General features: G+C 67.4%; 12 protein-coding genes. 5 read left to right on the plus strand and 7 right to left on the minus strand.

The annotated features are described in order from the left end of the window. The first annotated feature begins 165 nt into the window (after positions 1–165). From AC4BCK_RS19700 to AC4BCK_RS19720, 5 genes are all read left to right on the plus strand, one after another. Complete coding sequence (locus AC4BCK_RS19700; RefSeq protein WP_251424079.1) at positions 166–1,116, plus strand: ABC transporter substrate-binding protein; 951 nt, start codon at positions 166–168, stop codon at positions 1,114–1,116. A gap of 98 nt (positions 1,117–1,214) precedes the next feature. Next, positions 1,215–1,811, plus strand: a complete 597-nt coding sequence (locus AC4BCK_RS19705; RefSeq protein WP_366278845.1) for a TetR/AcrR family transcriptional regulator — start codon at positions 1,215–1,217, stop codon at positions 1,809–1,811. 363 nt (positions 1,812–2,174) lie between these two features. Next, the gene (locus tag AC4BCK_RS19710; RefSeq protein WP_174176090.1) at positions 2,175–3,671 is read left to right on the plus strand and encodes an aldehyde dehydrogenase family protein; all 1,497 of its coding nucleotides are present in this window, start codon (positions 2,175–2,177) and stop codon (positions 3,669–3,671) included. Then, positions 3,672–5,327, plus strand: coding sequence for a GMC family oxidoreductase (locus AC4BCK_RS19715; RefSeq protein ID WP_364275522.1), 1,656 nt, complete (start codon positions 3,672–3,674; stop codon positions 5,325–5,327). A gap of 77 nt (positions 5,328–5,404) precedes the next feature. Further along, positions 5,405–7,006: an APC family permease gene (locus tag AC4BCK_RS19720; protein ID WP_174176086.1), complete on the plus strand. Its 1,602-nt coding sequence runs from the start codon at positions 5,405–5,407 to the stop codon at positions 7,004–7,006. A gap of 81 nt (positions 7,007–7,087) precedes the next feature. Here the strand turns inward: AC4BCK_RS19720 and AC4BCK_RS19725 are convergent, their stop codons facing one another. The 7 genes from AC4BCK_RS19725 to AC4BCK_RS19755 all read right to left on the minus strand — a co-directional run bounded on the left by AC4BCK_RS19725 (position 7,088) and on the right by AC4BCK_RS19755 (position 14,648). Next, complete coding sequence (locus tag AC4BCK_RS19725) at positions 7,088–8,140, minus strand: LLM class flavin-dependent oxidoreductase (RefSeq protein WP_174176084.1); 1,053 nt, start codon at positions 8,138–8,140, stop codon at positions 7,088–7,090. Positions 8,141–8,335: 195 nt separating this feature from the next. Next, complete coding sequence (locus tag AC4BCK_RS19730; RefSeq protein ID WP_363957833.1) at positions 8,336–9,709, minus strand: NtaA/DmoA family FMN-dependent monooxygenase; 1,374 nt, start codon at positions 9,707–9,709, stop codon at positions 8,336–8,338. A gap of 9 nt (positions 9,710–9,718) precedes the next feature. Further along, entirely contained in the window at positions 9,719–10,831 is a 1,113-nt protein-coding gene (locus tag AC4BCK_RS19735) for an LLM class flavin-dependent oxidoreductase (RefSeq protein WP_363939325.1), read from the minus strand. Then, complete coding sequence (locus AC4BCK_RS19740) at positions 10,828–11,664, minus strand: DUF1684 domain-containing protein (protein WP_363939327.1); 837 nt, start codon at positions 11,662–11,664, stop codon at positions 10,828–10,830. The genes AC4BCK_RS19735 and AC4BCK_RS19740 overlap by 4 nt, the downstream gene beginning before the upstream one ends. Then, positions 11,661–12,716, minus strand: coding sequence for a transporter substrate-binding domain-containing protein (locus tag AC4BCK_RS19745; RefSeq protein ID WP_174176076.1), 1,056 nt, complete (start codon positions 12,714–12,716; stop codon positions 11,661–11,663). The genes AC4BCK_RS19740 and AC4BCK_RS19745 overlap by 4 nt, the downstream gene beginning before the upstream one ends. A 10-nt stretch (positions 12,717–12,726) precedes the next feature. After that, positions 12,727–13,566, minus strand: coding sequence for an amino acid ABC transporter ATP-binding protein (locus AC4BCK_RS19750; RefSeq protein WP_377085608.1), 840 nt, complete (start codon positions 13,564–13,566; stop codon positions 12,727–12,729). Beyond that, positions 13,563–14,648: an amino acid ABC transporter permease gene (locus AC4BCK_RS19755; RefSeq protein WP_377085610.1), complete on the minus strand. Its 1,086-nt coding sequence runs from the start codon at positions 14,646–14,648 to the stop codon at positions 13,563–13,565. Before AC4BCK_RS19755 ends, AC4BCK_RS19750 begins: the two co-directional genes overlap by 4 nt. Between the last annotated feature and the right edge of the window lie 194 nt (positions 14,649–14,842).

The raw sequence follows: 14,842 nt of genomic DNA on the forward strand, positions 1-14,842 counted from the left end.
GGTCGCCCGGTTAACCGCCATTACTCCCTGTATCTCCCGGTGTCGCGGCCTTTGATTCCCTCGCCGCGGCTGCCGGATAGTGGCTGCAACGAGACTCTCCGTTGCATCCGCTACCAACTTCCAGGAGGAAAATTGGCCCCCACCAAGGCAACTGCGGCAGCCGCCATGGCCTTCACCATCACGGCACTCATGGGACTTTCTGCGTGCGCGGATCCCGGCGCGACGGCGGCGGCAGCACCGTCGTCGGAATCTTCCACAACGGCGGCCGGCAAGTCCTTCAACCTGTCCCCCGGGCAGGACCGGTTCAAGGTCTCCGAGGACCCGGCCGCGGCGGCGCTGGTCCCCGAATCCGTCAAGGCGGACGGCAAACTGACGGTGGTGACCACTGGCGGCACCGCCCCGCTCAGCCTTTTCGCCACCGACAACAAGACCCTGATCGGCAGCGAAGTGGACATCGCCTACGCTGTGGGCGGGACCCTGGGGCTGGAGGTGGAAGTCCTTCCGGTCGCGTGGGCCGACTGGCCGCTGGGCATCGAATCCGCAAAGTACGAGGCCGTCCTCTCCAACGTGACCGTCACCGAGGCACGGAAGGAAAAGTTCGACTTCGCCACCTACCGCAACGACCTGTTGGGCTTCTATGCCAAGAGCGATTCGGAGATCGGAGAGATCAAGGAGGCCAGGGACGTCGCAGGAAAGCGGATCATCGTGGGCTCCGGCACCAACCAGGAGGCCATCCTGGTGCGTTGGGACGAGGAGAACAGGAAGAACGGCCTGCAGCCGGTCGAGTTCCAGTATTACGACGACGATTCCGCCTCCACGCTGGCCCTGCAGTCCGGACGTGCGGACCTGACGTTCGGGCCCAACGCCGCCGCTGCCTACAAGGCCGCGAAAGACGGAAAGACCAAGGAGGTGGGCACCCTCAACGGCGGCTGGCCGCTGACCGCCGAAATCGCGTTCACCACCAAGAAGGGCAACGGCCTGGCCGTCGCCGCACAGGCCGCCCTGAACGGGCTGATCGAAGACGGCACGTACGCCAGGATCCTGGACCGCTGGGGGCTGTCATCCGAAGCCATCCCGAAGTCCGAACTGAACCCGGCGGGGCTGCCCAGCAAGTAGCTGCTCCTGCCGACGAAGGAATCCCCGCCCCGCTCCCGCAGGGCGGGGATTCTCCTGCGTAAAGTGCACTCCTCCGGCTTTGGCAATAGTGTGGCCGGATGGGGATAAATACCGTGAACTCCGGCGAACAGGTCGACAGGCAGTCGCGCATTCTCGAAGCTGCGCTGGACCTGCTCTCGCGCCACGGTATCTCGGGCGTCAGCATGCGGGCCGTGTCCCGTGAAGCCGGCGTCGCTCTGGGCCTCGTCAATTACTATTTCGACGACAAGATGAGCCTGATCCGGGCGGCACTGCACAGCGTGGACGAGCACGACCTGGGGCTGGTGGCACCGGACCCGTCGCTGACCCCGGAGGAGCAGCTCCGCAAAGCACTGCACCGGGTGGCCGGCGCGGATCTGCTGACCACCCGGTACCTGTCCCTCCGCCTGCACCTCTGGGCCCTGGCACAGGCCCACGAGGACTTTGCCCGGATCAACGCCGCAGCCTTCGACCGGTACCTCGACGGGCTGGCGGCGCTGGTGTCCGCTGCCCACCCCGCGCTGCCCCCGAAGGAATGCAGGGACCGTGCGGCGGACATCGTCGTGGTCCAAAACGGCATGTGGCTGACAGCCCTTCTTGGGATAGACAAGGCCGCCATCCAACGGAGCATCGCCCGCACCGAGCAGATAGCCTTCGCCCCGCCGCGGGACAACTGACTTCAGGCCGGACCCGCAGCGCCAGGCACCACACGTCAGGGCCAGCCAGCCGCATCCCGACGCTTCACATTGAACACTTGTTCAAGAAATGTATTGAACGTCCGTTCAACCCCGGTTACTCTCCTTCGTATGACATACGCCACACCACGCCACGGCGTCGCTCGCAGCCCTTGGGCTCCCGCTCCCCTCACCGGTCCCCGATAAAGCGTCCGGACAGCACGGCGGCCCCCCGTGCCGCCTCTTCCTGCCCACGCCAAGCTCTTTCCCCCGCGCCGCTGTGCGGCAGCACAACCTGCAGCACAGCGGCCGCAGCGGTCCCGGCCCTGCCCGAAGCCGCCACAGTCCTACACCCCAGGAGACAGCATGACCGAAACAGCCTCCACCCTTTTCATCAACGGCGCATGGGAGCCGGCGGCATCCGGCGCCGTACGCCACATCCGCAACCCGGCCGACGGCGAGCTGGCGGCCACAGTGTCCGAGGCCGGCCGTGAAGATGCCGGGCGGGCCATCGCCGCAGCCCGCGCGGCCTTCGACTCCGGCACCTGGTCCTCGGTCCCGGCGCCCGAACGGGGAACCTTCCTGCTCAAGGTCGCAGCGGAACTGCGCGAACGCCGCGAAAAGTTTGCCCGCGCCGAGTCGCTGGACACCGGAAAGCGCATGGTGGAAAGCCGCATCGACATGGACGACGTCGCCGCCTGCTTTGAATATTTCGGCAGGCTCGCCGGGCAGCAGTCCGGCCGCGTGGTGGACGCCGGGGACCCCGCCGTCGTGAGCAAAATCGTCTACGAGCCCGTGGGGGTCTGCGGCCTGATCACACCCTGGAACTATCCCCTGCTCCAGGCCGCGTGGAAGATCGCCCCGGCGCTGGCCGCCGGCTGCACCTTCGTCCTCAAGCCGTCCGAGCTGACGCCGTCCACCGCCATCCTGGCCATGCAGCTGCTCCAGGATCTCGGCCTGCCGGCGGGCGTGGCCAACCTAGTGACCGGACCGGGATCGGAGGCGGGTGCACCGCTCTCGGAACACCCCGCCGTCGACCTCGTCTCCTTCACCGGCGGGCTCGAAACCGGCAAGCGCATTGCCGCGGCCGCCGCAGGCACCGTCAAAAAGGTGGCGCTGGAACTGGGCGGCAAGAACCCCAACGTGGTGTTCGCCGACGCCGACTTCGATGCCGCGGTGGACAACGCCCTGAACGGCGCGTTCGTGCACTCCGGGCAGGTCTGCTCCGCCGGGGCGCGGCTGGTGGTGGAGGAATCGATCGCCGAACGATTCGTGGACGAGCTGGTCCGCCGTGCACAGGACATCCGCCTCGGCGGCCCCTTCGATGACGACGCCGAAACCGGGCCACTGATTTCCGCGGCCCACCGCGACAAGGTCCACGCCTACGTCCAGCGCGGCATCCAGGAGGGTGCCCGGCTGCGGACCGGCGGTGCGGCACCTTCCGGGGAGAAGTACGACGGCGGGTTCTACTACCAGCCCACCATCCTGGACCACGTCCAGCGGGGCATGTCCGTGGTGGTGGACGAAGCCTTCGGCCCGGTGGTCACCGTGGAAACCTTCACCACCGAAGACGAGGCCGTGGCCACGGCCAACGACACCGTCTACGGCCTGGCCGGCGCGGTCTGGACCCAGGACGCCGGCAAGGCGCAGCGTGTGGCCGGCCGGCTGCGGCACGGCACCATCTGGATCAACGACTACCACCCCTACCTCCCCCAGGCTGAATGGGGCGGCTTCGGCCAGTCCGGCGTGGGCCGTGAACTCGGCACCACCGGCCTGGCGGAGTACCAGGAAGCCAAGCACATCTACCAGAACACCAGCCCGCAGGTAACCGGCTGGTTCGCTGACCACAGCAAGGAGAACTAGATGCACGTCGACAACATCGAGGACCTCACCGGGCACGCATTCGACTACATCGTGATCGGCGGCGGATCCGCCGGCGCCGCGGTGGCCGCCCGCCTGAGCGAGGACCCGGACGTGACCGTGGCCCTGGTTGAAGCCGGCCCGGATGACCGGAACCTTCCCGAGATCCTGCAGCTGGACCGCTGGATGGAGCTGCTCGAATCCGGCTACGACTGGGACTACCCGGTGGAACCGCAGGAAAACGGCAACTCCTTCATGCGCCACGCCCGGGCCAGGGTCATGGGCGGCTGCTCCAGCCACAACTCCTGCATCGCCTTTTGGGCGCCGCGCGAGGACCTGGACGAGTGGGAATCCAAGTACGGCGCCACCGGCTGGAATGCCGATGCCGCCTGGCCGCTCTACCAGCGGCTGGAGACCAACGAGGACGCCGGTCCGGACGCGCCGCACCACGGGGACTCAGGCCCCGTGCACCTGATGAACGTTCCCCCGGCGGATCCTGCCGGCGTCGCACTCCTGGACGCCTGCGAACAGGCCGGCATCCCCCGTGCCAAGTTCAACAGCGGAACCACCGTGGTCAACGGTGCCAACTTCTTCCAGATCAACCGCCGCGCGGACGGCACCCGGTCCTCCAGCTCGGTCTCCTACATCCACCCGATCATCGACCGCCCCAACTTCACCCTGCTGACCGGGCTGCGCGCCCGCCAGCTGGTGTTCGACGCGGACAAGCGCTGCACCGGCGTGGACGTGGTGGACGGCGCGTTCGGCCGGACCCACCGGCTTTCCGCGCACCGCGAGGTGATCCTGTCCACCGGCGCCATCGACTCGCCCAAGCTGCTGATGCTCTCCGGCATCGGCCCGGCGGCGCACCTCGCCGCGCACGGCATCGAGGTGCTGGTGGACTCCCCCGGCGTGGGCGAGAACCTGCAGGACCACCCGGAAGGAGTGGTCCAGTTCGAGGCCAAACAGCCCATGGTGCAAACGTCCACCCAGTGGTGGGAAATCGGCATTTTCACCCCCACCGAGGACGGCCTGGACCGCCCTGACCTGATGATGCACTACGGCTCCGTCCCGTTCGACATGAACACCCTGCGGCACGGGTACCCCACCACGGAGAACGGCTTCAGCCTCACCCCGAACGTCACGCACGCACGCTCCCGCGGCACCGTCCGGCTGCGCAGCCGCGACTTCCGCGACAAGCCCATGGTGGACCCGCGCTACTTCACTGATCCTGAAGGCCACGACATGCGCGTTATGGTGGCCGGCATCCGCAAGGCCCGGGAAATCGCGGCCCAGCCGGCCCTGGCCGGATGGACCGGCCGCGAGCTGTCACCCGGCGTCGAGGCGCAGACGGACGAGGAACTGCGGGAGTACATCCGCAAGACCCACAACACCGTGTACCACCCGGTGGGCACCGTCCGGATGGGGCCGGCCGACGACGTCATGTCGCCGCTGGATCCCCAGCTGCGGGTCAAGGGCGTCACCGGCCTGCGCGTCGCGGATGCGTCCGTGATGCCGGAACACGTCACCGTCAACCCCAACATCACCGTGATGATGATCGGCGAGCGCTGTGCTGATTTGGTCCGGGCGGACCTCATCCGCGCCGGCGGAAACAGCGAAACCCTGGCGGCGGACCTGGAGCTCAGCGCCTCCCTTGCCTGACTTTCAGGCAACCGACCTTCCGTGCGCCGCAGTGCGGACGGTCATCACTATCGTGCTTTTTTGATTGAGGAGTCCACATGGCGGAACCCAGCAAGAGTATTGATTCAAGCGGCATGGACGAGTTTGGCTACGCGCAGACCCTGGACCGGAGCATCGGCAAGTTCGCCAGCTTCGCGGCAGGTGTCAGCTACATCTCCATCCTCACCGGTGTTTTCCAACTGTTCTACTTTGGTTTTTCCATGGCCGGCCCCGCCTACGCGTGGTCCTGGCCCCTTGTCTTCGCCGGCCAGCTGATGGTGGCCCTGTGCTTTGCCGAACTGGCGGGCCGCTACCCCGTGGCGGGATCGGTGTACAACTGGGCCAAACGGCTCGCGTCGGGCACCTCGGCCTGGCTGGCCGGATGGCTGCTGATGCTCTCCTCCATCGTGGCACTGGGCTCCGTGGCACTGGCCCTGCAGCTCACCCTGCCCCAGCTCTGGTCCGGCTTCCAGTTCGTCGGTGACGGCACCGGCCCCTACGATTTCGCCATGAACGGCGTGGTGCTGGCCAGCATCATGATCACCATCTCCACACTCATTAATGCGTTCGGCGTGAAGCTCATGACCCGGATCAACAGCATCGGCGTTTTCGTGGAGCTGAGCGCAGCCGTGCTCCTCATCCTCGCGCTGGGCTGGCACGTGGTGCGCGGGCCCGAGGTCCTCTTTGATACCGCCGGTTTCGGCGAAGGCCATGACCTCGGCTTCTTCGGCGTTTTCCTTATCGGCGCCATGGCATCGGGCTACGTCATGTACGGCTTTGACACCGCCAGCTCGCTCGGGGAGGAAACGAAAGACCCCAAGCGCACGGCACCCAAGGCCATCCTGCGGGCCATCACGGCTTCGTTCGTGCTGGGTGGGCTGATCCTGCTGTTCGGCATCCTGGCCGCACCGGACCTGGCGGACCCCAAGGTGGGATCGGCCGACGGCGGGCTGCAGTACATCGTGCTGTCCGTCCTGGGCGGACCGTTCGGCAAGGCCTTCCTTGCGTGCATCGTTGTGGCCGTGGTGGTCTGCACCCTGGCCGTCCATGCCGCCGCCATCCGCATGATGTTCGCCATGGCCCGGGACAACAACCTGCCGTTCAGCCGGCAGCTCAGCAAAGTGGACCCGGTCCGCAGGACCCCGACTGTTGCGGCGATCGTGATCGGCATCCTGGCCGTGATGCCACTGCTCATCAACGTTACGCAGCCCGCAATTTTCACGATCATGTCCAGCATCAGCATCGTCCTGATCTACCTCTCCTACCTCCTGGTCACCGTGCCCATGCTGCGCAACCGCCTCCTGAAGAAGTGGCCGCTAGCCGCAGACGGCTCCGAGCCCGGCTTTTCCCTGGGCAGGTGGGGGCTGCCGGTGAACATCCTGGCAGTCCTGTGGGGCGGTGCCATGACGCTGAACCTGGTGTGGCCGCGCCAGGAGATCTACAACTCGGTGCCGCCATTCGAGTGGTACCTGCAATGGGGCGGCGTGATCTTCGTTGCCGCCGTCACCGTTGGCGGGGCCCTGCTCTACCGGCTGAAGATCCGCCACCAGACGGGCGTGCTCGCCGAACATGCCGCGGCCGTCGCGGCCCATCCGTCCTCGGGCGGCGCCCCGCAGGCCGCCCCCGCTGAGCAGGACGTGGTGGACGCCAAGGTGTCCTAGGAACGCCCGCAAGAAGGGCCGACGACGGAAGTTTCCACGCCGTCGTCGGCCCTTCTGCGTTAACCGGCAGGTCCCTTGCGACTACGATGCCGGCTTGCCGGCTTCCGCCGGAGTCCAGCCCAGGGCGGGGCCAAGTTTGCCTGCGATGTCCGTAAGGATCTGGACGTAGTCCTCGTGGTCGAAGCTGAAGGGCAGTGCGAACGCCACCTCGTCCACCTCCTGGAACCCTGCGTGTGCGTACAGCTGCCCAGCGATCTGCTCGCTGCTGCCGATCAGGTCCCGGGCGAACATCATGCCCCTCGGCCCCTGCGGCGCCGTGGTGCGTGGCGTGCGTTCGTCGACGTACCGCTGGTATTTCTCCCGCTGGGCCGGCGTCGCCGAATCGGTGGGGATCACCACCAGGCCCTGCGAAACCCGCGCCCGGGAGTGTCCTGACGCTGCTGCCGCTTCGCGGAAGGCCCGGATCTGCGACTGCTGGACGAGGGCAAAATCCGGGTCCTGGTCCTCGCCAGGGAAGACCACGCTGCTGGAGAGCAGGTTGAACCCGTTGGCCCCCGCCCAGACAGCTGACGCCGTGCTGCCGGCCCCGTACCAAAGGCGCCCGCGCAACCCGGGAGAGTGCGGCTCGACGCGGTTGGAGAACTCCTCCACCACCCCTTGCCTGCCGGAAAATTCGCGCACCGGCTCCCCTGCAACCAAGTGCGCAAACCGCTCCACCCGGCCGTAGCTGAAGTCCTCCTGCTCCCCGGAATCCGGGTACAGCTCATGCTTCACAGTGTCGTAGTGCATCGGCTCGCCCACACTGACGCCGGGATTGATGCGTCCTCCGGCAAGCAGGTCCACGGTGGCCAGGTCCTCTGCCAGGCGCAGCGGGTTCTCCCAACCCAGCGGCGTCACGGCCGTCCCAAGCTCAATGCGCGAGGTGCGCTGGCTCGCGGCGGCCAGCACCGCCACCGGGGAAGAAATGCCGAACTGCAGATGCCGGTGGCGCAGCCAGGCGCTGTCGAATCCCAGCCGTTCGCCCAGTTCGATAATCCGCAAGGTGGATTCGTGTCCCGCGGCAGGATCCGCAGGATCAAACAGCCCAATGGTGAGGAATCCAAGTTTCCGCAGGGGACGGGTGGGGTGGGGCATCGGCTTCCTTAGATCGGGATGCGGTTACGTCCTACGAGTATGCGCCGGGGAGATGGCGGTTCTCCTACAGCCACTGCTCCCACACCGTCAGTTGCAGCGTGACGGTCCCCAGCGAAGCAGCCCCGCCGGAATGGTCGACGACGGCACCCACCCCGCCGCCGTCGTCGGCCTTTCCAGCCATCTCAGCCGGGTGCATCAGGCCCGTACCGCCTGGGCGGCGTCATCCGCGGTCCGTACCGGCGTTGCCAGCCCAAGGTTCCCGCGGAGCGTGCTGCCGCGGTATCCGGTGGGGTACACCCCGCGTTCCTGGAGCTCCGGAACCAGGTGGTTCACAATGTCGTCCAGGCCGGTGGGAACCAGCCACGGCGAGATGTTGAACCCGTCCACGGCGCCCACCCGCGCATACTCAGCCAGCCGGTCCGCCACATCGGCGTACGAGCCGGTAAAGGTGGCGTCCACGCGTGCGGTGCGGGACGTGACGAACTGCCGGATGGACAGGCCCTTGTCCTTGGCCTCGGCCCGCCACTGGTCCGCCAACTGCCGGGCCTTCGCTCCGTGGAAGCCGCTGCCGCGGGTCTCCGAGGTCTCGTCCACGACCGGGTCGATTCCAGGCAGCGGCCCGTCAGGATCGTAAGCGGACAGCTCGCGGCCCCAGAACTGCTCCAGGTAGGCGATGGCCTGCTGCGGGCCGATCTGCAGGCTGCGCACCCACTCCTTCTTTTCAGCTGCTTCCGCGGCGGTGGGCGCAAGGATGAATTCGCTGGCCGGCATGATCTGCACCGCGTTCGCACCGCGGCCGGCGGCCACGGACCGCGCCACGAGGTCCTTGCGGAACTCCACGGCGGCATCGAACTTCGGGTGGGCGGAGAAGATCACGTCCGCCTGGCGGGCGGCAAAGTTGCGGCCCTCCGGGGAGTCGCCGGCCTGGAAGAGCACGGGCCGGTATTGGGCGCTGCGCGGCAGCCGCGGCGTGACATCCACCGTGTAGTGCTGGCCCTCGTGGAGCACCCGGCGTGCCGGCCCCTCAGGTGTTTCCCACGAATCCCAGATCCGCTTGGCCGTCTCCACGAACGCTTCGGCGTGCTTGTAGCGGTCCGCGTGGTCCAGGTAGCCGCCGCGCCGGAAATTCGCCCCGGTCCAGGCGTTGTCCGTGGTTACGATGTTCCACGCGGCCCGCCCGCCGGAGACCAGGTCCAGGGACGCGAGCCGGTGCGCCAGGTCCGCGGGATCGTTGTAGGTAGTGTTCTGGGTGGCCACCAGGCCGATGTTCTTGGTCACCGACGCCAGTGCGGCCAGCATGGTCTGCGCGTCGGGGCGGCCCACCACATCCAGGGCGTGCGGGCGGCCCAGGTGCTCCCGCAGGCGGAGTCCCTCGCCCAGGAAGAACGCCGCGAACAGTCCCCGCTCGGCGGTCTGCGCGATGCGGCGGAAGGACTCGAAGTCAGTCTGGGAGCCGGATTCGGCCGCCTTCCAGATGGTGCCGGAGTTCACGCCCTGGAAGAAGACCCCGAACTGGATCTGTCCGGTGGGAGTGAACACGTCGGATTTAGCACGCGTGTGCTGCGTCATGGCTTTCCCTTACTTTCCTGCGCCGGCGGGAGCAACGGCGTTGGATTCGGCCGCGGCGTTGGATGCGGCGGTGGCGTCGGATGCGGCGGCGTAGCGGCTCACCGGGCGTGAAAGCCCCAAAAGTTCGCGGAAGGTGCCGTCCTGCACCACCGGGCGAAGGACTCCACGGCGGCGCAGTTCCGGCAGGACCAGGCGGCCCAGTTCCTCCCGGTCGACAAAGAGCGACGCCGGGTGCAGGCGCACGCCGTCGGCCTCCTTCAGGAGTTCCGCAAGGAAGTCCGTGAGACCGGCAGCGGAACCGGCGTAGGCAGCACGGCCGGAGTCAAAGCCAGCCACCCGCCCCGCCGCAGCCTGCCCGCGGGAGTCCAGGACGACGTCGAGCTCGGCGACCACCGCAACGCCGGCACCCAGCCGGGCACGGACTTCGCGCACCTCGGCGGCGAGCAGTTCGGGCGTGGGGGCAGACACCAGGACGGCGTCAACAGCGCCGGCCGGCACCTGCCCCTCGCCCACCAGGGACGCTGCGGCCAGCACCGGCAGCTGGCCCTGCAGCGGCCGCGGAATGATGGACGGGCCCTTGACCGAGTACCCGGGTCCGGCAAACCCGGCCGGAGTTTCGAAATCGGCATAGTGGAGCTTGTCCACGTCGATGTACCGGCCGGTGGCGACGTCACGGATCACGGCGTCGTCCTCCCACGAATCCCACAGGCGCCGGGACACCTCAACGGACGCGGCGGCTTCCTGGGCCAGGGCGGCGCCACTCACGGAGGAACGGCCGACGGCGGCTGCCGCCTCGGGCGCTTCGGCCGCCGTGGCGATCCATCCGGCCCGGCCGCCGGAGACGTAGTCGAGGCTCGCCAGCTGGGTGGAGACGTGGAACGGCTCGGTGTACACGGTATCCACCTCAGGGACCAGGGCGATGGTGCGCGTCACCGGTCCCGCGAAGGCCGCGCGCTGCAGGGCATTGGTGCGGCCGGACGCCGGCGCATCGGTGAACGTGGCCACATGGAACCCGGCGGATTCGGCGGCCAGCACGGCCCGGGAAAGGTCCACGCCGTCCCAGCCGGCGCCGTCGAGTTCGATGGCAAGGAATCCCGCCTGGGGCGTCTTAGAGGTGCTCACTGCTTGTCCTGACGTTCGTAGGGGATCTTCTCGCCGGCTTCAATAGCCACCGGCAGCCGGTTTTCGGCCGGCGGCAGCGGGCAGGTGGCAAGGTCGGTGTAGGCGCAGGGCAGGTTGACGGCCCGGTTGAAGTCGAGCTCCACGGCGCCATCCGGGGCAGGCACAACGGAGAGCGAGCGGTTGGCCGGGTAGGTTGTCCTGCCGGAGGTCTGGTCCGTGAACAGCACGGACAGCGATCCTGGCGCGTGGCCGTTGAACGCGGTCAGCGCCAGGTCCTCCCCCGCCAGGCGGAAGCGGATCTCGCCCGGCGCCTCGTAGACGTGCTGGATTCCTTCGACGGCGGCCCCCACCGTGGTGGGCCGCGGCGCCTCGAACGGGACGTAGGTCCCGCGGACGGCGTAGGCGGCGTCCGGTGAGTATGCCGGCGTGCCCTGGTAATTCCGCAGCAATCCGTTCTCCGGATTCCGGGGCCGCACAATGTACTCGCCGCCGCGCTTGGCCACCTCAATGACCGTGTTGCCGGAGAGCAGGTTGATGCCGCCGCGCTCCTCGATGGGGCCGAACGTGGCAGTCGTGCCCGCTTCGATGTTCAGTTCCCTGCCGTCCCGCTGCAGGCTTTCGCCCGGCTCCAGAACCACGCGGACGACGTCGGCCTCCACCCTCCAGATGCCCGGCGCACCTTCCAGCCGGGCAGCTTCGCTGCCCAGCCAGTGCAGGTGGGTCACGGCCAGGAAACCGTGCGGGTGCGCCCGCTGCTTTTCGTGTGCGGCGTGCCATTCCTGCCAGTCTGCGTCAAAGGACTCCAGGGCTGTTCCGGTGGACAGTGCGTTCATGATGCCTTCCCTGAAGGGGCCGCGCTGGCCGATGCCTGCGTGGCCGCGAAGTTCTCTTCCGTGATGGTCCTGGATTCGGGCAGGGCTTCCTCGGACAGGCCCCAGCGCTCCAGCACCTTGCCGTAGGACCCGTCGTCGATCGCGGAGTTGAGGGCCTCGGAAATGACCGGGGCCAGGCCGTTGCCGCGCAGCGTGGTGGCGGCCACCAGGGTTTCGGACGGCCAGCCGGCGTTGACCTTGCCCACCACCTTCAGGTCGTCCCGGGTGTTCTCCCGGTACACCGTGGACGGGTAGGGCGAGATGTTCAGGTCGGTGCGGCCGGAGGACAGCGCCAGGATGGTGTCTGCGTCGGAGGAGTAGTACTGGAGGGTGGCCGGCGCCTTGCCCTTGCTTTCGAGTTCCTTGTTCCACGCCAGCAGGATCTTTTCCTGGTTGGTTCCGGAGCCCACGGACACCTTAAGGCCGGAGATGTCGTCTGCGCCCTTGATGTCATAGCTGGCGGATTTCTTGGCTTCGAAGCCCATGAAGGCCGCGCGGTAGCTGGCGAAGTCGAACAGCTTCACCCGGTCCTTGTTGACTCCCACGTTGGAGAACACGGCCTCGAAGTCGCCGGACTGGGTTTTCAGCGGCCAGTTCTCCCAGGACGTCACCTGGACGTCCAGCTCCAGGCCCAGCTTGTCCGCCACGAGCTGCGCGATGTCCAGCTCGGAACCGATGGCCGTCTGGTCATCCGTGGCGTGGAAGGACAGCGGGATGGACCCGGCCGTGGTGGCGACGGTCAGCTTGCCGTCCCTGCCGATCAGTTCGGGGACCTTGGCGGCGAGCGCCGCCTCTTTCTCCGCACGGATGCGCTGCTGGTCCGGCGCGGTGTTGTACACGACGCCGTTGCGGGCCGCCGTTGTCTGCGCCCCGCCCGTGGAGGTGCCGGCAGCCGAGGCGCCGGGATCAGCGCAGCCGGCCAGGGCGGCAGTTCCAAGAAGTACGACGGCGGGCAGCGCAGCGAGTGCGCGGCTGCGGCGTGGGCCGCGGGAAAGGCCAGTGGGAGGTGTCATGGGGAAGTCCTTAGATGTTGAAAGCCGGTTCGAGCACCTTGGAGAAGAAGCTCCGGGTGCGCGGTTCCTGGGGGTTGGTGAAAATGTGTTCCGGGCTGCCTTGTTCCACGATCTGCCCCTGGTCCATGAACACCACGGTGTCCGCCACGTCGCGGGCGAAGCCCATCTCGTGGGTGACGATGAGCAGCGTGGTGCCGGATTTCGCGAGTTCGCGGATGACGTCCAGCACTTCGTTGACGAGTTCCGGGTCCAGTGCGGACGTGGGCTCGTCGAACAGCAGGATTTTGGGGTCCAGGGCCAGGGCGCGGGCGATGGCCACCCGCTGCTGCTGGCCGCCGGAGAGCTGGCGCGGGTAGGCGTCCGCACGGTCCTTCAGTCCCACCCGGTCCAGGAGTTCCAGGCCGCGGCGCCGCGCCTCGTCTTTGGAGCATCCCTGTGCGACGACGGGGGCTTCGCTCACATTTTCCAGGGCCGTGAGGTGCGGGAACAGGTTGAAGTTCTGGAACACCATTCCGATTTCGGTCCGCTGCTTGAGGATTTCCTTCCCGCGCAGCTCGTGCAGCCGGTTGCCCCGGACTTCATATCCCACCAGGTTGCCGTCAATGGAGATGAAGCCCCCGTCCACCTTTTCCAGGTGGTTGATGGTGCGCAGCAGTGTGGACTTGCCGGATCCGGAGGGGCCCACGATGACAGCCACCCCGCCCGGTTCCACCGTGAGGCTGACCCCTTTGAGGACCTCGGTGGCCCCGAAGGACTTGCGGACCTTGGTGATTTCCACCAGGCCGCGGGTGGATGGCGTGGTGACTGGGTCGGTGGCAGTTGCCGGGGCAGAGGTAGTTACGGTGCTCATCGGGCGTTCCTTGCGGTGTTGGCCACAGCGTGGGTGGCGAAGAATTTGCGGGCCGTCTGCAGGGGCGTCAGCGGCAGGTTCCGCACCGCGCCCTTGGAGTAGTGCCGTTCGATGTAGTACTGGAAGACGCTGAGCACGGACGTGATCACCACGTACCAAAGAGTGGCCACCAGCAGCAGCGGCAGGACCTGCTGCGTGCGGTTGTAGATCACCTGAACTGTGTAGAACAGCTCGGAGTAGGCCAGGACGTACACAATGGACGTGCCCTTGACCAGGCCGACAATCTCGTTGAAGGCTGTGGGCAGGATGGCCCGCATGGCCTGCGGCAGGACAATCCGCGTGGACCTGCGCCAGGCCGGGATGCCCAGGGCGGCCGCGGCTTCGAGCTGGCCCTGGTCCACGGAGAGGATGCCGCCGCGGATGATCTCGGCCGAGTAGGCAGCCTGGTTGAGGGTCAGGCCCAGCACTGCTGCCGCGAACTGGCTGATCAGTGTGGTGGTCTGGACCTCGAAGAACCGGACGTCCGTGAAGGGGATGCCCAAGCTGATCTTTTCGTACAGGTAACCCAGGTTGTACCAGAGCAGCATCTGCACCAGGAGGGGTGTGGACCGGAAGATCCAGGAGAACGTCCAGGACACCGAGACCAGCAGCGGCGAGGCGGACAGCCGCATGAGCGCCAGGATGAAGCCCAGCACAAAGCCGAGGATGCCCGAGATGGCCGTCAGCTTAAGCGTCTCCAGCAGGCCGTTGATGACGGACTGGGCGGTGAACCACTGGGCCACCACTCCCCACTCCCAGCGCGGGTTGGTGGCCAACGACCACGCAACAGCGAAGACCCCGAGGGCGACGACGGCTGTCCCCACCCAGCGCCAGGGGTGCCTGGCGGCCACCACCCGGTAGGAGGAGTAATCGGTGGCCACGCGGGCCGTCCCGACTTCCGGCGGGACACCGCCGGACCCAGAAGAAACCGCCCCGGCCGCAGTTGCCCGGCTATCCGCGGCAGCCGGCGCCCGGCCGGCAGTTGACTGTGCTGGCTGTGCTGACGTTGTTGACTGCGCCGCGGTAGTTGCTGCTGAACTCATGCGCCACCCCGCTTCTTTGTTAGGTCCGAAAGATCGGATTGTTGAGGCCGGAGCTGTTTGCCCCGGATGCTGGCTGCAAATCTAGGACCCGCCTGGAGGGGCCAGCAAGGCGCCGGGTTGCATAACTTCACCGGGGTTCGCACGGCGTCATGAGTCGGATTCTTGCGTTGCTTGACGCGGTGTGACGCGCAGTT

Source organism: Pseudarthrobacter sp. As-47 (assembly GCF_058215595.1).

Bases quoted from the DNA above. Each gene is read 5' to 3' on its own strand.
- AC4BCK_RS19700 (WP_251424079.1), top strand. From the start codon at position 166: ATGGCCTTCACCATCACGGCACTCATGGGACTTTCTGCGTGCGCGGAT.
- AC4BCK_RS19705 (WP_366278845.1), top strand. From the start codon at position 1,215: ATGGGGATAAATACCGTGAACTCCGGCGAACAGGTCGACAGGCAGTCG.
- AC4BCK_RS19710 (WP_174176090.1), top strand. From the start codon at position 2,175: ATGACCGAAACAGCCTCCACCCTTTTCATCAACGGCGCATGGGAGCCG.
- AC4BCK_RS19715 (WP_364275522.1), top strand. From the start codon at position 3,672: ATGCACGTCGACAACATCGAGGACCTCACCGGGCACGCATTCGACTAC.
- AC4BCK_RS19720 (WP_174176086.1), top strand. From the start codon at position 5,405: ATGGCGGAACCCAGCAAGAGTATTGATTCAAGCGGCATGGACGAGTTT.
- AC4BCK_RS19725 (WP_174176084.1), bottom strand. From the start codon at position 8,140: ATGCCCCACCCCACCCGTCCCCTGCGGAAACTTGGATTCCTCACCATT.
- AC4BCK_RS19730 (WP_363957833.1), bottom strand. From the start codon at position 9,709: ATGACGCAGCACACGCGTGCTAAATCCGACGTGTTCACTCCCACCGGA.
- AC4BCK_RS19740 (WP_363939327.1), bottom strand. From the start codon at position 11,664: ATGAACGCACTGTCCACCGGAACAGCCCTGGAGTCCTTTGACGCAGAC.
- AC4BCK_RS19745 (WP_174176076.1), bottom strand. From the start codon at position 12,716: ATGACACCTCCCACTGGCCTTTCCCGCGGCCCACGCCGCAGCCGCGCA.
- AC4BCK_RS19750 (WP_377085608.1), bottom strand. From the start codon at position 13,566: ATGAGCACCGTAACTACCTCTGCCCCGGCAACTGCCACCGACCCAGTC.
- AC4BCK_RS19755 (WP_377085610.1), bottom strand. From the start codon at position 14,648: ATGAGTTCAGCAGCAACTACCGCGGCGCAGTCAACAACGTCAGCACAG.